Origin of the sequence: Corynebacterium sp. 401_CJEI (genome assembly GCF_001076435.1) — a bacterium.
Taxonomy (GTDB): Bacteria; Actinomycetota; Actinomycetes; order Mycobacteriales; family Mycobacteriaceae; genus Corynebacterium; species Corynebacterium jeikeium_D.
Window position 1 is genome coordinate 88,200 of sequence record NZ_JVIP01000009.1, and the last position, 15,947, is coordinate 104,146.

A 15,947-nucleotide genomic window follows, 5' to 3' on the forward strand; every position below is an offset into this window, starting at 1 on the left:
AATTGTACGAAACAGACACAATGGGGGCATGAGCAATAACTCGCATGGCACCGAACAACTCGCTAACAGCGCGGATAATAGGGGGTCTGCTGCACCGAATAGCCCCGGGTCCGTGCGGCCCAGCGTCGGGGAATTGCGTGACCGCGCGGTACTTATCGCCCGCGCAGCCGCGGCGCACATCGCCAGTCGTCGGGTCGAACTCGGCTCCGATGGCGTTTTAGCAAGTTCCGAAACGAAGTCCTCAGCTGTTGACCCCGTCACCGTCGTCGACCGTGAATCTGAGGAGCTCATTCGTTCGCTTATCAAGACGTTTAGCAGCTCTGACCGCATTTTGGGCGAAGAAGGCGGGCTTGACGACGGCGCGAGTTCCCCAGCGCAGGCTGCCAACGAGGGCGAAGCGGTGACCTGGATTGTAGACCCCATTGATGGCACGGTGAATTTCCTTTACGGCCTGCCCAATTGTGCCGTGAGTATCGCTTGCGCCGTAGGCGATGAGGTAGTGGCGGGTGCAGTGGCAAATGCGTCCTCGGGAGAGATTTACAGTGCAGCTAAGGGAGAGGGCGCTCAGGTTTCTCGACGGGACGGCACTGTGCAGACGCTTAGTTGTTCCCCAACGGCCGAGCTGGAAAAGACACTTGTGGCAACGGGATTCAGCTATTCCGCTAGTCTCCGGCAGGTGCAGGGCCGGATAGCGTCGCAGTTGCTGGGGGAGTGTCGAGATATTCGGCGCATGGGATCGGCGGCGCTGGATTTGTGCATGGTGGCGCACGGCCGTGTTGATGCGTATTACGAACACGACATCAAGGTTTGGGATTATGCAGCTGGTGCTCTGATTGCGGCTGAAGCAGGCGCAAGGATTAGGGTCCCGGAATTCACTCAGTGTGCCAACGTTACTGGCCGGCCGGAGGGAGACCCGCTCGACTTTGGTGTCGGTGCGGCGAACTCTGAAGTTGCCGATGCGTTCTTCGAGGCATTGGATGGTGCTATCGCGAAGGCTAGGAATTAGTGCGTCGGTCTAGGAGCAGGTGCTCGAGCCTAACGAGCTCAAACCCTCTAGGTCGGCTTGTTCGCCACGGTTCAATGCGGACATCGTTTCCTCAACCTGGCTGGCTACTTCGAGATCCTTAAACCCCTTACCCAACGACACATCGACGGTTGCATCCGGCCGACCATCGTGGATGAGCTCAAAGCAGGGGAAAAGAGCGTGAAGCGCCGCGGCGTGGCCATTGAAGTCCTCGCCATAACGCAGCTGGCCGAAGCAACCGAGGTCTTGGTTTTCCACAATAGGGTCGTTGCCGTAGGGAACCTGCTCATCGAGGACAAAATCGAGCTGCCGCAATTGCTCGGCGACGGTTGTAGCCTGGCCGACTTTGCCGTTGGCATTATAAACGCGCACATGAACATCCGACGGTGGAACGACGTGCTCTCCGATTAGCGTGGTGGAGGAAACAGGGGCCCCAGCCGCGGGGAGGGAACAGGACACCGGATAACTTGCCGGTTGGCTGCGGAATGCCAATACCCACAACGTAGCGGCAATCACTACAGCAACGACGGAAACCACCACGTAGGGAACAATTTTTCGTCGATGTGATGTGCTCGAAGTGCTCGCGGGGCCTGAACTCATAGCCATCATGTTATCCTCTCCTCGGCTTATGGGCATAGAAACCTATTCTGACCTGCAGAGATGACAGATTGCGTGAATTGCCTTAATATCCGCTGAGAAAGGCGCTGGAGAGTACAGGGTGTCAATCGTCTCAACGCGTTGTATTCTCCGAGAAAAAGTCAGTTCACAATGTCTAGCAAAGGTCCAGAAAGAAGGTTTGGGACATGGCTGTAAACTACGATGCCCCGCGTACTCGTGAAACCGAAGAGCTGGAGACCGATTCCCTCGAGGGCCTTCAGGCTGCATCTGCTGAGAAGGAAATCGACGACACTGACGACGGCGAAATTGTTGAGCCGTTCGAGTTGCCGGTTGCCGACATCGCGGGTGAAGAATTCGATATGGATGTTGCCCCGAAGGGGGAGGATGAATTCACCTGTGGCTCCTGCTTCATGGTGATGCACCGCTCAATGATCGCAATCGATAACGGCGATGGATTCCCCATCTGTCAGGACTGTGCCTAATCCCCGCACAGCCGGGATAGCTTCCTAGGAAAAAGGAAAACCGCCACTACCACGGTTCTGGCGGCGCTGGGGCCGTCGGCAAGCGTGTAGCGGCGGTGAGAGATTTGACCTAGCGGTCGAAGAGACTGTCAAGCAGTGCCTCGGGGTGGCGGGTGGAGACCAGCCAATAGGGGGTGGGGTCGTCCGGATCGTCGAGGACTAGCAGCACCATCGTGGGAATCCACGTGTGTGTAACCAGGAACGCTGCTGGATCGAGCTGACGGCCCAACGCATTGCGCTGCGCGGACTTCGGGACCACCAGGGATTTGGCAACAACCGATGCTGGCAAAACTGCCGTGCCAGCGTGAAGCCAGCGTTCACCAGTGCTGTCCACTTCCACGGACACCGTGGTCTTCGACATAGTCAACAGCACCCACACGCCCACGGCCAGACAAATAATGCCGCCGATGACAAGCCAAATCGGTGAACGGTTAAAGCCAATCTGGGCCGTGCATACAAAAACGGCAGCAGCGCCGAGTACCCAGAACCACCAGGGAACCCAGAGCTTTTCGGAATAGACAATCGATGAATCTCCGCTCGAGCTCATTGCTATTGCCGCACCTTCAGAGACGGATGCTGAGCTGTCGTCGCGACGAGGCTGCAGGTTATCTTTTCCACTCACGGTTATCCATTCTAGGGCACGGCTATGCTCGGTACTGACAAGGCCGAAGTGCGGTTCTTAAAAGACGCGACAGCGAAGGATATACAAAGAGATGACTTATGCCCCGGTGCAAGTGAAAAAGCTCGCTAAAGACGCTGTGATTCCCCAGCGTGCGCATGCCGATGATGCCGGTGTGGATTTGAGCTCAGTGGAGGATGTCATCCTAGCACCAGGGCAGCGGGCGCTCGTGGGAACCGGTATTGCCATTGCTTTGCCGGCGGGCACAGTGGGATTGGTTCATCCTCGCTCCGGATTGGCTTTCAAAAAGGGGCTGTCCATCGTCAACGCTCCCGGCACGATTGATGCCGGTTACCGTGGTGAGCTTAAAGTCTGCCTGATCAACTTGGACCCGACCAATGCGGTGGAGATCGCCAAGGGCGATCGAATTGCCCAATTGGTTGTGCAGAAGGTCGAGCTCAGCCCGCTGGTGGAAGTCGATGAGCTCGATGAAACTGAACGCGGCGTGGGAGGTCACGGGTCAACCGGAGTGTCCACGACGCTTTAAAACGCCTCTGACAGCGCGGGGACCCTACCAAGTGTGGTTCAATGCGTGAAGAGCTCAATAAAGCGTTTACAAAAGCGTATACAAAGATTTCTTTTTAGCGAGGTGTCAATAAACCACCATGTGGCCATTTGGAAAGAAGAACCAGCCAGAAGAACCAGCTGCTGAGGCAGAGACCGTTGCCACCGACTCTGCGGCGCCAGCTTCTGAGGAGGCTACCGCAACCGTGCATGACGACGCGTCGGAAACCGCCGCGGAGAACGCACCAGCAAACGGCCCCTTCGACATCAACAGCGCTAGCCCGACGCAGTTTGATTTTTCGGACTTCGCGAAGGCCAGCCTGAACCTCGGTTCGATGCTGCTGCCTATTCCTCACGTTGGTGATATTCAGGTGGAGATGGGGCCGACAGGTCCAACCATGCTGCACGTCGCCACTGAGCATGGCCGCGTAACTCCTGTAGCATTCGCTGCTCCGACGTCGCGCGGCCTCTGGGAGGAGTCCGCTCAGGAAATCAAGGACGGTCTTGAGTCCGATGGCCTCGATGTCCACGTCGAGCAGGGGCCGTGGGGTTCTGAGGTCGTAGGTCGCACCTCCGATATGGAAATGCGAATCATCGGCGCCGACGGCCCGCGTTGGATGCTTCGCATGACGGCTTCCGGTCCGGCTGATCGGGCGGAGGAACTCGCAGATCTCGCCCGCGGTCTCCTTGCCCGTAGCTTCGTCTCTCGCGGTGAAAACCCGATGCCAGCAGGTCAGCCGCTTCCGGTTACGCTGCCGTCCCAGATGGCCGAGCAGATTCGTCAGGCATACCAGCAGCAGACCCAGGCTGCCCAAGCTGAAGGTGAACCCGGGCAGGTGCCAGGCGCTACTGGTATCAACCCGGATGGCTCCACCAATTAGTTTGGTCAACCCGCCAGCAGAGAGAAGCTAGCTACTTGACCAGTTAGAAAAGGATCTGCAGGCGCCACTGTGCACTGCCCGCCGCCGTCACCCGACGGCGGCTTTTCTCTTGTCAGCGGGTAGTATCACACTGCGTGAACATCGAAGTGACTATTGACCGTCCCGCTGCCGGCGGAGAATTCATTGCCAGCTACGACGGACGAATCGGTTTCGTCACCGGCGGTATCCCCGGCGAACGCGTTGTTGTCGAAATTGCCAAACCTGATGCCAAGCTGTGGCGCGGCAATGTCGTTGAGGTTTTGGATGCCTCAGAGCATCGAATTTCGCAGCGTTGCGAAGCAGCTCAGCAGGGCGCGGGCTGTTGCGACTGGGGTTTTATTGATCCTGAGCACGCGGCGCGTCTCAAGGCTGATGTCTTGACCGATTGCCTGCGCCGTCTTGGACGTTTCACCGCCGACGAGCTGCCAGCTATCGATGTTCTTCCACTGGCTCCGACCTCCCGTTGGCGCACGCGCGTGCGGCTGGGTGTGGATTCCCAGGGACGAGCGGGATTACGTCGTTCCCGTTCCCACGAGCTCGTCATCGGCTCCGAGTGCGTCCAAACAGTTCCCAATCTCATCGCTGGCTTTTCGACGGCCGGAACCATCCCCGCCGCTAAGCCTGCTCGCGGTCGCGGGAGCAAGAAGCCGAAGCCAGGAGAACTCCATGTGGCCATGGACACGGAGGGTAACCGAAGTGCTGTGTACGTTTCCGGCACCGGCAGGAACCGCAAGCAAACGGTGATTGAAGGCGAGCCAACCACACAGCACACTGTTCACGGAATTACTTTCGATGTGCCGACTACCGGTTTTTGGCAAGCCCATTGCCATGCCCCTGAGTTCTATGGATCGCGCATCATTGAACTGTTGGCCGGTCAGTCTTTCTCCTGTGGTTGGGATCTTTACGGTGGCGCAGGCGTTCTGTCGGCGGCACTGCGCAAGCTAGTTGACGCAGAGGGCTCAATTCTCTCTGTCGAGGGTTTTGCAGCGGCAGCGACGGCGGGGCGCAAGGCCTTCACTGCAGCTGACCACAGTGCGAATGCGTCGTCTGCGGCACCAGTCCGGTTCGTTACTGGGGATGTCACCAAGGTAGTGCGCCGCGAAGTTGCTAATGAGGAAACACCAAACCCGGATATCGTCGTTCTCGACCCTCCGCGCTCCGGTGCTGGTAAGGATGCCGTTGCAGCTATTGCTCAGGCAAAGCCACGCGTGGTTGTACATTTCGGTTGCGATCCGGCGACTTTTGCCCGCGATGCCCGGTACTGGGCTGACTACGGCTACGCGTTCAAACACCTCGAGGTCGTTGACGCATTTGGCCTAACGCATCACTTTGAAACCATCGCGGTGCTAGAGCGGCTGTAGCTAGAGTGGCTGCCGCATGGGCGCAAGAACGTTGGCGCCGATCACGTCGGCAAGCAAATGTGCCTGCCATGGGCGGAAACCCTGTTCGCTGAGGTGAGCGGAGATTTCGGTAACGGCTGGCAGGCCGCCAGCGTAGTTGTCGTGGTGGCGGAAAACGAATGAGCCGACTGCGCGGCTGTGAATCCACCACACCAGTTCACGTGTCTGCGCGGAAGTGATGAGTGTATCTTTGCGCAGATGTATTTGGGCACAGACGTTGTCGATGCAGTCTCGCGTGGTTTCGAAAATCTCGGCGGCTTGTGGGGCATGTTCAGCCCAACGCCGAAAGTGGGGCATCTGGTTGGGAGCCTGCTTCTGGGGCTTCGGCCATGACGACCTGGGTTCCTGACGGGCTTCATTAACGACCTTCAACCAAGCGTCCGCAGCACCGCGACGGCGACGTGGAAATCCACGGATTGCAGTCAGTTCACGCTGCGTACCGGGGAGTTGTTCTGCGATTGTACGTAGAACGCTGTGACCCATGACGTGTGTTGGGGAGACATCACGGCGCTGCGCGATTTCGTCACGCTCAGTCCACAGTGCACGGGCGACGTGAAGTTGTTCGGGAGTGCGCAGCTTCCCAATCCCTTTGAGCCCCTGCCACGAGTGTCCGACGTGCAGGCCATCGAGGTATTTACGGTTTAGAGCGAGTTCGCGTTCGCATTCCTGTTCCAGCCATTCCAAACGGTCGAGCTCAGTCAGCGCCTGACAAAGAACCTCGGCGAGTTCGATGAGCAGCTCGACATCCAAGGCTGCGTAGTCCAGCCAATCTGCTGGCAGTGGACGAGTAGACCAATCCTCTCGACCGTGCCCCTTGGCAAGTCCAACTCCGAGGAGTCGCTCTGTCAGAGCTGCTAAGTTGACTCGCTCCAGGCCGAGAAGGCGGCCGGCCAGCTCAGTGTCAATGACTTTGGTGGGGTAGAGGCCCAGAGCTGCGAGGCAGGGAAGGTCAGAATGAGCGGCGTGAATAATCCAGGTCAGGTCGTTGACTGAGGAACCAAAAACGGCCATCGCCTTGCGACCATCTTCGGGATCGATGAGAAAGGTGCCCGCTCCACGGCGGCGAAATTGAAGCAGGAAGGCGCGGTCGTCGTAGCGATATGCCGAAGCTCGTTCAGTATCGACTGCGAGCCAACCGTGTCCTTTGGCCAGCTGCTCACCGGCGTCAATAATGTCGTCGATGGCAGAAAGCACGCGTGGAGTTCCCTCGGCTGGGGCAAGTCTTACTTCTACGTCGGGACTAGTTTCCACGTCGGAGCTCATCGCACGCCTCTTCGGTCGTCGGTATCAGCAGTCGCCGGTATCAGCCCAGCAGGGAAACGCCGACGGGTGGCAGACCAGCGACGTTCGCTAGTACCTGAGCGAAGGATTCAACGTGGGTGCGCAGGTCGGTGCCACGAGCAGTCCACGATGCGCGCATTTCTAATTGAAAGGCCTGTGGCTTGCCGCCGATCTCGCCATAGCGGACAGAGTTCGTAGTAGTCACCGTGCCACCCAAATTCGACAGTTCGGCGTTGTTCTCAGCCAGAGCCTCGGTGAGCCATTGCCAGGCAACCTGGGGAAGCAACGGATCTTCCGCGAGGGAGGCATCCATATCCGCCTGGATGTATGCAACCAAGCGCATGTCACCGTCCCAGGTTTCCTCACTGCGGGGGTCATGGAGCAAAATTAAACGACCAAAGGCATCGTCGTCCGAGGACTCGGGGACGATATCAGCTTCGGGCTGCGTGACCTCAAGCGAGACAGCGTGGCTAAACGGTGCCAGCTTCTGCGGTGGCCGAACGGTGCCCAGAGCAATCTCAGGTCGCAGTTCAGCAGAGTGCATTGACTGGACCGCGGCGCGGAAGTTCTGTGGCATTGAATCGGTTCCATTCACGCGCCTGAACTTAGCCATATGACGCTTGCGTTAGTGGGAGGCGCGCCGAAAAGAGTGGGAAGCGACCAAGCGGTTCGTCGAAAACGCACAGCAGGGCGAGCGATTTCCCTGTTCTTAGTACCCCACACATCAATTTCTAAGGTAAGTGGGGCATGATTGTCCGTATGAACAATCGTCGCACTTTGACTGATGCCCCGATTCTTGATGCAGCTTACGGTCGAACTCCGTCGCGCCGCCCGGTGTGGTTTATGCGGCAAGCTGGTCGTTCACTGCCTGAGTACCGTGAGGTGCGCAAGGACATCGGTATGTTGGACTCTTGCTTCCGCCCGGAACTGCTCGCTGAGATTACTATGCAGCCGGTACGTAGGCACGACGTTGATGCTGCGATTCTTTTTTCCGATATCGTCGTGCCACTGAAGGCCGCAGGTGTCAACCTGGATATTGTTCCTGGCCGCGGTCCAGTAATGGATACTCCGGTGCGCTCGGAAGCAGACATTAAGGCGCTGCCGGAAGTCACGGAAGAGCAACTCGCTCCGGTGGCCGAGGGTATCGGCCTCATTCTGCAAGAGCTGACTGAGACTCAGGCACTCATTGGCTTCGCCGGTGCACCATTCACTTTGGCGTCGTACCTGATCGAAGGCGGTCCATCCCGCAATCACGAGCGCACTAAGGCGCTGATGCACTCGGACCCTGAATTGTGGGATCACCTGATGCAGAAAATCACTCCGATGGTGATTGCTTTCCTGCGCGCGCAGATTGGTGCTGGTGTGGACGCTATTCAGCTCTTCGACTCCTGGGCTGGCTATCTCACCGAGCGTGATTACCGCCGCTTTGTGTTGCCGTACTCGAAGGAAATCTTCCAGGCCGTCGCCGACGCCGGCATTCCGCGCATCCACTTCGGTGTGGGCACCGGCGAGCTTCTCGGTGCGATGGCTGAAGCCGGCCCAGAAGTCATGGGCGTCGACTGGCGCGTGCCACTGGACGTTGCTGCCAACCGCATTCGTGCCACGCTTTCCGACGTTCACCGAGGCGCAGACCCTGCGGAAAACAGCCTTGCATTGCAGGGAAACCTTGACCCGGCGATTCTCTTTGCCGGTGAAGATGCAATGACCCAAGAGATTCAGCGCATCTGCTCTGAGGCGGACCGTGCAATTAAGCGTGGTGACGCCCGTGGACATATCTTCAACTTGGGTCACGGGGTGCTACCGAATACCGATGCCGACGCGATTACGCGCGCCGTTGAGATCATTCACGCAACGTAAAAGCCGACGCAACAGGCGTGTAAAACACGCACTAGCTAATTTCCTACAAGTCTTATCGACCGTGCCCGCTCGAGGCGCGGGCATAGAGAAAGCGTACGAAATACCGTGGTTGCACAACCTTCTACCATTGCCGTCATAGGTGGCGGTATCTCCGGCCTGACCGCAGCGTATGAGTTGCGTAAAAAGCTCGGACCCGCCGCAAGAATAATTGTCATCGAGTCCAGTGCACAGGTCGGCGGCAAGCTGAAGACTCGAACAGGAACTAACGGCCCTCTCGAAGCGGGCGCTGAGGCGTACCTGGCGTTCCGTCACGATGCCACCGAGTTTTTCAAGGAACTCGGTTTGGCAGATCAGCTAGTCGCCCCTTCGGGGCTGCCTTCCAAGCTCTACATTGGAGGTGAACTCAAGGACCTTCCGCGTAACACGGTCACCGGTATTCCAGGAAGCTCAGAAGGGTTGGGCTACCTCCTCAGCGAGGCCACCCTCGCCAAGATTGATGCCGAGTCGAACCCCGAGCTCACTCCAGCCTTGCACTGGGTACTGGGAGACGACATGAATGTCGGCCAGCTGGTCGCGGCGCGGCTCGGTGAGGAAGTCGTTGACCGCATCGTCTCCCCGCTGCTCGGGGGCGTCTACTCAACCACCGCATACGATCTGGGTCTGCGTGCGACCATCCCACAGCTGGCGGCAGCGCTTGATGAAATGGCTAGTGTCGGTGACCATGTCAGCCTCACCGGCGCTGTCCAGCGCGTTCTGGAAGCACGTAAGGAGGCGCAGCAGGCGCGTCTGAGTAGTGAGGCTGCGACAGATTCGACGAAGACGAAGCGACCGGTGGTCTTCCAAACGTTCCGCGATGGCTTCGAGGTTCTCTACAACACGCTTGTCGACGAATCGGGAGCCGAACTCCTCTTGTCGACGAAGGCTACTGGTCTGCGCCAGCATGACAACGGCTTTGAGGTGACAGTGGAACTGCCGTCGGAAAGCGGCACGAGCATTAGCACTATCGACGTCGACGGTGTTGTCGTGGCGGCACCTTCTGCAACCACATCGGAGCTGTTGAGCAATCTTGCGCCAGAGGCGGCCGAGCTCATTGGTGGGGTAGACACGTCGAACTCGGCGGTGGTCGGTATGTGTTTCGACTCGTCGGAAGGACTGCCGGAGATCAACGGCGTGTTGTGCGAGATTGGTGCTGACCTGTCCGCGAAAGCTTTTACAGTGTCGTCCCGGAAGTGGCCACATATTGGTGAGCGCTACGGTGCCGTTGTGAGGGCAAGCTTCGGCCGTTTTGATGATGACTCGCACGTGCATCGTAGCGACGAGGACCTCATCGCCAGGGCAAAAGCAGATTTGGCTAAGGCGACTGGCTTTGATGCCGAACCGACAGCGGTTTTCGTCCAGCGTTGGTGGGCGGGGATTCCACGCTTCGATATGGGGCATGGAGGCCTGATGGATTTTGCTCGCCAGGATTTGGCCGAGGTGCCTAAGCTTGCAGCAACAGGGGCGTGGCTCAGTGGCCCGGGCATTCCGGAATGTATCTCCAACGCCAAGGCTGCGGCCAGCAAGATTGCTGCGGAGCTGGCATAAAGCTGCGAGATTGGTGCTGAGTACGAAACTGGCGCTGACCCATCGTTTTTAAACAAACCTTTCAACCGAACTAGGAGACAACTAATGACCAAGCTCGATTTCAAGAAGCTCAACGACACCATCCGCTACACCATGTGGTCTGCCTTCAAGGTGACCCCAGGTGCACTCGGTGATAACCGCGAAGAGGCAGTGGCTAAGACCAAGGAATTCCTGGCTCGTTACGAAGACACTGATCTGATCATCCGTGGTTTCTACGATGTTTCGGCCATGCGTGCTGAAGCCGACTTCATGTTCTGGATCCACGCAGAGAAGCTGGAAGACCTGCAGGCGTTCTACAACGCCTTCCTGCGCGAGACTCCGCTGGGCAAGGCATCCACTCCGCACTGGTCGAACGCTGCGCTGCACCGTCCAGCTGAGTTCAACAAGTCGCACCTGCCGTCGTTCATCATGGGTGAAGAGCCGGGACGATGGATTGCGGTTTACCCCTTCGTTCGTTCCTACGACTGGTACCTGCTGGAGCCGACCGAGCGACGCCGCATCCTTGCTGAACACGGTATGGCCGGTCGTGACTACCCGGATGTGCGCGCCAATACTGTCCCGGCGTTCGCACTCGGTGACTACGAGTGGATCCTTGCATTCGAGGGGCCGGAGCTCGACCGCATTGTGGACTTGATGTGGAAGATGCGTTACACCGAGGCTCGTCTGCACGTCCGCGAAGAGATTCCGTTCCACACGGGACGTCGCGTCGATGACATCGCAGAGATCATCAACGTTCTGCCGTAGCTCACGCAATCAACGAGAGAATCAGCAGCGCCGCTGGTCAAGCCCCGTTAACTGACGGGATTTTGACCAGCGGCGCTGCTTCTCTATCTAGTTATTCAGCCGTCTTGTCCGGTTCGAGCGTGAGTGAAATTGAATTGATGCAATAACGCAGGTCGGTCGGAGTATTGTATCCCTCACCCTCAAAGACGTGGCCGAGGTGAGACTTGCAACGACTGCACAGCACTTCGGTACGGACCATACCGAGGCTGGTGTCTCGGCGCTCAATAATCCGGTCTCCAGCTAGTGGAGAGAAGAAGGATGGCCAACCGCAGTGAGAGTCGAACTTCTCGTTCGACCGAAACAGCTCGTAACCACAGGCCCGGCAGCGGTAGACACCTTGAGTCTTGGTATCGGTGTACTCACCGGTGAAGGCGCGTTCAGTACCTGCCTGACGCAAAACCTGGTACTCCGCGGCACTGAGGCGTTCGCGCCATTCTTCTTCGCTCAGATTCCAGTCTTCGCTATGCGAATCAACCATTCTGAATAGCCTCCTCAGACTTGAGATCAGATTCCTGATTAGACTTCCTGCCTGCTATCTTCCAGTCGCTCAGCCAGCTGAAGCCGGATGCAAAGCTACGCCCATTGACGGCATCCACAATCGTCATTCGAATGAGTGCTGCCGTGATGGAGAGAATAAGAACGGCCCATCCAATACCGCCGATTGCAACCGTGAACCACGGGAAAAAGAGGTCATCTTCATCAATCCACCAATTGGCGTAGAAGAAACAGAGTACGACTCCGAGTCCTGCGCCCCAATTCAACATGACTGTCGAACCAATATTTCCTTCATTGTCGCGAGCCAAAACCAATGGGCGAAGCACGGTGAGAACCATTGGCAAGAGCGTCATCGAGTAGTACTGCTGGCCCAGGCTGGAAAGGAAGAACGCGCCGGTGAAGAGAACTCCGGAAGTCGTAGCAATCCAGAATATCTCATCCCTTTCGAGCCAGCGAAGAAGGAGCACGACGGATACCAAGACGAAAATGCCGAAAAAGATCTGCCACAGCAAAATCAGGGTCGGATGGGCACCTAGCCAAACAAGCTGTCCAGTCAGTGAAGCATTTGCAAAGTCACGGACAACTCCCAGGTAGGGGACGGTGATATCTAGGTAGTCACGTGGTTGGACCATGAGCGGCCACGCAATGACATTGGCTGCAATTACCACTCCGATACTGGTCAGTACCGTAGAGAACTGCCTGCGCATGAACGGTAGGAACAGCATTGGCAAGAAAACAGGTTTAATGGTGATTGCGATACCGATGATCAGGCCGGCCAGGATATTGCGCCGCTCGGTCAGAGCAATAAAAAACAGCACTAATGCAAGGAAGAGTGAACCGTTGACGTTCGTAAAATCAAGGGTGTTGGTAACGGGTTCCGTGAGGTAGAGCAGTGCTATCGACGCTGGAATGATGGGGCCAGAGCGCGCAATACCAAGCCACCTCAGCAGCAATACAATTGCCGCAATGATTGCAGCTGACTGAAACACCGCAAACCAGATTCGGCCCGATTCAAGCGAGCCGAACAAATCAATCGGGGCTAAAAGTAGGGTAGCGCCTGGGGAATACAGATAGTGCGGATCGGCTGTTACGTAGTCTTCCGAATAAACGGGTACCTGCGATACGAATCGATTAATTGCCGACCAGACGGTCGTAAAGTCATCTGTGCCAGAAACGTCTTTCGGCAAAACCCAGGTGCGGTGAAAAATCACCACAGCTGCGATAGGCCACAAGAAAGCGCTGAGTCCTCGCGACACGTGCCGAGACAGAGGGCGTGGAGCCACCGAATTTGTCTCTGGCGTGTCCTTGGACGTTTGCGTTAATGCCGTTGCGCTTGCGCTCACGTCGATTTTTGGTTTACTCACAATACTCCACCCTACTGGGTGAAGCTGCGGGAATAGCGTAGGAAGATGTGTGAGTCGGAACGTAGGATATCCCGCACTTCAAAAGCCTGCGGGTTCGTCGAGTTCGAGTCCTCATCAGGGTCGTTCTCGCCGAAAGTCAGGGGGCCGTTACCCACCCACATCGGCGACAATGTCAGGAACAGTTCGTCGACGCACCCCTTTTTGAATGCTTCTCGATACATCGTCGATCCACCCTCTACGACAATGTCCCGATACCCATGTTCAGCCAGCCACGTTAACGCCGCTTTTACCGAGGGGTTAGGGAACTTAACGACGCGAGCCCCGGCCGACTCCATCTTTTTAGCTTTGTTCTTGTGAGCGGCTCTTGCCTCTTCATCATTAAAAGCATCTTTAGTCGGGGTGAAGATTATCGGAGGATTGACTTCTGCATTCGCGAAAAAGTCAGATTTTATATCTAAATCCAACGAGCGCGAAAGTGTGGACATCGCCACGTGCTCGGAGCGACCTAGCTTCTGTCGAACGGCCTCTAGGTACTCCGGTATCTCAACTGGCCCGTACCCCTCGGACGCAATGGTGCCTGTACCAACGAAAACGACGTCGGCAAGCGCGCGAAGCGTGTTGAAAACCGTGGCATCGGTGTCGTTGCCAAGCTGGCCAGAGGTGCCTTCGACGGCGCCGCGTCCGTCCAAGCTGGTGACGGCGATGGCCGTGACGGTGGAGGTGTTGTGAGACACCGCCGCTGTATCATGTGTCGTTTGCGCAGGTCGAGAAAGAAACTGCAGAATTTCGTCGGTCGATGGGCTTACGGAGGTGAGTGTAGCCATACCGCCGAGGTTAAGCCGACGATTGCAGAATAGGCAAGGCCTGGCTTATAAGGGAAGTATTATAATCGTTGTCATTTATAACGATTGGACTTATAGTAGGGGCATGCGACTAACAGATACTCTTGAGAAGGCATTCAACGACCAGATCACTATGGAGCTCACCGCTTCCCACGTCTACCGCCAGCTGGCAATCGAACTGGACCTGCTGGATTTCTCCGGCATGGCAGAGTGGATGCGTGCACAGGCGGATGAGGAAGTTGATCACGCGAACCAGTTCATCGCACACCTCGATGCTCGCGACAACCACCCGCAGATTGGTGCTGTCGACGCACCGGAGGTGAAGGTCACTTCCGCAATCGATGCATTCCGCATTGCTCTCGAGCATGAAGAGAAGGTTTCGGCATCTATCCGTAACCTCCGCAAGCTTGCTGATAGCGAGGGTGATCTCGACTCCCGCCCGCTGCTGGACAGCTTCGTGGTTGAGCAGATTGAGGAAGAGGACACCGTGCGTGGCATCATCGGTCGCCTGGAGATTGTTGGCGACAACGGTGCTGGCCTGCTGCGTATCGACCGGGAGCTTAGCGCTCGCGACGCAGCTTAACGTCAAACTCGATTTGTGAGTTCGAAAAGAGAAGACCGCTCCGGGTTAAGTAGCAAAAAGTGTGTCTGACTTTCAGCATTACTGCTGATTAGGCTGGGTAAATCGGGCGGATATAAGCATCAAGACCTTATATCCGCCCGATTAGTGTTCAATCCACCGGAATGGCACCCGCATGTGCTAATCGGGGGTTGGTGTGCTTTCCGGGTGAGTAAAAACAGACCACGATGCCCGATATGCGCTGGGCAAATGAAGAAAAACGGAACCACTTCTAAAGGCACAACCAGGTGGCGATGCAAGGACCCGAACTGCGGCAGTTCCACGACACGAACCCGCACCGACCGCACGCAGACCCGCGACTTTAAAGCCTTCGTCTCTTATGCCACCTCCACAGCAACGTTGTCTGAACTCGCCCAGCAACAAGGGGTAAGCCGTTGGACACTTGACCGCCGATTCAAACCGTTCTGGCTCATCGACATCCCCAACGACGGTGACCCACAGCGCATCTACGACCAGATCTTCATCGACGGTACCTACACCGCCGCCGGATGCTTGCTCGTCGCAGCCAGCCACGACCACGTCATCGCATGGCACTGGACCAAACACGAAACCGCCCACGCCTACACGCAGCTACTCCGCAAAATCGCTGAGCCGCTCTGCGTCGTCCTCGACGGCGGACAAGGCGCACTTACTGCGATTAAAGCCTGCTGGCCGAACGCGATAATCCAACGATGCCTCGTCCATGCGCAACGCGTCATCCGCCGCTACACCACATCACGACCACGCACCGACGCCGGCAAAGCCATCTACGCCCTGGCGTTGAAACTGACCCGTATCACCACACTCGACCAGGCACGGGAGTGGACGCTGCGTCTGCACGACTTCGGACAGGTATTCAAAGCATTCCTCAACGAGAAAACGCCCGTGTCAAAAGAGCGCCGCACACTCAACAACCAGTGGGAATGGACCCATCTGCGAGTTCGCAAGGCATACAACTCCCTGCTGCACCTCTCACGGAAAGGATGGCTGTTTACCTACCTGCAGCCACCACCGAATGCGCTTGAGCCTCAACGCTGGGCTTCAACGACAAACAGTCTGGAAGGCGGCATCAACGCCGGGCTCAAACGCATCGCCGACGCGCATCGCGGCAGGTCCGGGGAACGCCAACGAAAAATGCTCGAGTGGTACCTGCACTCGAAAACGCAACTGCCTGACGACCCATTAAAGATCGCCAGGCAGTGCAATTTCGGCCAAGATCAACTCGCCAAAGTCAACGATCTTGTCGAAGAAGACCACAACAAAGCCGACCATGAAACAGGCCGACCAGCCTTCTACGACAACGCTATCCCAACCGAGTACGAACACTCGATAGGAATCAGAAAAGGCCCCATGAAGTAACAAACGGTGTGCCCGCCCCGCAACACGCCGAGCGGACACACTTTTTGCTACTTAACCC

17 protein-coding genes are annotated in these 15,947 nt (G+C 57.1%); 10 read left to right on the forward strand and 7 right to left on the reverse strand.

Translation table 11 applies throughout. The annotated features are described in order from the left end of the window. Positions 1-28: 28 nt before the first annotated feature. Entirely contained in the window at positions 29-1,006 is a 978-nt protein-coding gene (locus ADM64_RS02345; protein WP_016422653.1) for an inositol monophosphatase family protein, read from the forward strand. A gap of 9 nt (positions 1,007-1,015) precedes the next feature. Here the strand turns inward: ADM64_RS02345 and ADM64_RS10735 are convergent, their stop codons facing one another. Then, positions 1,016-1,624: a LytR C-terminal domain-containing protein gene (locus tag ADM64_RS10735; protein ID WP_160310020.1), complete on the reverse strand. Its 609-nt coding sequence runs from the start codon at positions 1,622-1,624 to the stop codon at positions 1,016-1,018. A gap of 203 nt (positions 1,625-1,827) precedes the next feature. On the opposite strand from ADM64_RS10735, the gene ADM64_RS02355 reads away from it, so the two are divergent. After that, positions 1,828-2,124 (forward strand): DUF4193 family protein, encoded by a 297-nt coding sequence (locus tag ADM64_RS02355; protein ID WP_016422655.1) that lies wholly within the window; start codon positions 1,828-1,830, stop codon positions 2,122-2,124. A 109-nt stretch (positions 2,125-2,233) separates the two neighbouring features. On the opposite strand, the gene ADM64_RS02360 is transcribed toward ADM64_RS02355, so the two are convergent. Then, the gene (locus ADM64_RS02360) at positions 2,234-2,710 is read right to left on the reverse strand and encodes a DUF3093 domain-containing protein (RefSeq protein WP_049173043.1); all 477 of its coding nucleotides are present in this window, start codon (positions 2,708-2,710) and stop codon (positions 2,234-2,236) included. A 166-nt stretch (positions 2,711-2,876) separates the two neighbouring features. On the opposite strand from ADM64_RS02360, the gene dut reads away from it, so the two are divergent. The 3 genes from dut to ADM64_RS02375 all read left to right on the forward strand — a co-directional run bounded on the left by dut (position 2,877) and on the right by ADM64_RS02375 (position 5,627). After that, positions 2,877-3,329 carry a dUTP diphosphatase gene (dut, locus tag ADM64_RS02365; RefSeq protein WP_016422657.1) on the forward strand — a complete coding sequence of 151 codons (453 nt, stop codon included), beginning with the start codon at positions 2,877-2,879 and terminating at the stop codon, positions 3,327-3,329. Between the two features lie 118 nt (positions 3,330-3,447). Then, positions 3,448-4,227, forward strand: a complete 780-nt coding sequence (locus ADM64_RS02370; protein ID WP_049193024.1) for a DUF3710 domain-containing protein — start codon at positions 3,448-3,450, stop codon at positions 4,225-4,227. A gap of 134 nt (positions 4,228-4,361) precedes the next feature. Then, positions 4,362-5,627: a class I SAM-dependent RNA methyltransferase gene (locus tag ADM64_RS02375; protein ID WP_049193025.1), complete on the forward strand. Its 1,266-nt coding sequence runs from the start codon at positions 4,362-4,364 to the stop codon at positions 5,625-5,627. Here the strand turns inward: ADM64_RS02375 and ADM64_RS02380 are convergent, their stop codons facing one another. Further along, on the reverse strand, positions 5,628-6,929 hold the full coding sequence (locus ADM64_RS02380) for an HRDC domain-containing protein (protein WP_049193026.1): 1,302 nt from the start codon (positions 6,927-6,929) through the stop codon (positions 5,628-5,630). Positions 6,930-6,969: 40 nt separating this feature from the next. Next, positions 6,970-7,524: a DUF3000 domain-containing protein gene (locus tag ADM64_RS02385; RefSeq protein ID WP_016422661.1), complete on the reverse strand. Its 555-nt coding sequence runs from the start codon at positions 7,522-7,524 to the stop codon at positions 6,970-6,972. A gap of 170 nt (positions 7,525-7,694) precedes the next feature. Between ADM64_RS02385 and hemE the strand changes: the two genes are divergently transcribed. The 3 genes from hemE (at position 7,695) to hemQ (ending at position 11,171) form a co-directional block, all read left to right on the forward strand. Continuing rightward, a complete protein-coding gene (hemE, locus tag ADM64_RS02390; protein ID WP_049193027.1) occupies positions 7,695-8,804 on the forward strand; it encodes a uroporphyrinogen decarboxylase in 1,110 nt (369 codons plus the stop codon). Positions 8,805-8,909: 105 nt separating this feature from the next. Next, positions 8,910-10,388 carry a protoporphyrinogen oxidase gene (hemG, locus tag ADM64_RS02395; protein WP_049193028.1) on the forward strand — a complete coding sequence of 493 codons (1,479 nt, stop codon included), beginning with the start codon at positions 8,910-8,912 and terminating at the stop codon, positions 10,386-10,388. Between the two features lie 84 nt (positions 10,389-10,472). Further along, positions 10,473-11,171: a hydrogen peroxide-dependent heme synthase gene (gene hemQ / locus ADM64_RS02400; protein ID WP_049173031.1), complete on the forward strand. Its 699-nt coding sequence runs from the start codon at positions 10,473-10,475 to the stop codon at positions 11,169-11,171. Between the two features lie 91 nt (positions 11,172-11,262). Here hemQ and msrB read toward each other — a convergent pair whose 3' ends face one another. The 3 genes from msrB to ADM64_RS02415 form a co-directional block, all read right to left on the reverse strand. Next, positions 11,263-11,688, reverse strand: coding sequence for a peptide-methionine (R)-S-oxide reductase MsrB (gene msrB, locus ADM64_RS02405; protein WP_048733231.1), 426 nt, complete (start codon positions 11,686-11,688; stop codon positions 11,263-11,265). Further along, the gene (locus tag ADM64_RS02410; RefSeq protein WP_070827430.1) at positions 11,681-12,937 is read right to left on the reverse strand and encodes a glycosyltransferase family 87 protein; all 1,257 of its coding nucleotides are present in this window, start codon (positions 12,935-12,937) and stop codon (positions 11,681-11,683) included. The genes msrB and ADM64_RS02410 overlap by 8 nt, the downstream gene beginning before the upstream one ends. A gap of 143 nt (positions 12,938-13,080) precedes the next feature. After that, positions 13,081-13,893 (reverse strand): dihydrofolate reductase family protein, encoded by an 813-nt coding sequence (locus ADM64_RS02415; protein ID WP_049193029.1) that lies wholly within the window; start codon positions 13,891-13,893, stop codon positions 13,081-13,083. A 103-nt stretch (positions 13,894-13,996) separates the two neighbouring features. Here ADM64_RS02415 and ADM64_RS02420 point away from each other — a divergent pair, with 103 nt between their 5' ends. Then, the gene (locus ADM64_RS02420; protein ID WP_049193030.1) at positions 13,997-14,494 is read left to right on the forward strand and encodes a ferritin; all 498 of its coding nucleotides are present in this window, start codon (positions 13,997-13,999) and stop codon (positions 14,492-14,494) included. 204 nt (positions 14,495-14,698) lie between these two features. Further along, positions 14,699-15,889, forward strand: coding sequence for an IS1249 family transposase (locus ADM64_RS02425; protein ID WP_162838042.1), 1,191 nt, complete (start codon positions 14,699-14,701; stop codon positions 15,887-15,889). Positions 15,890-15,947: the final 58 nt, after the last annotated feature.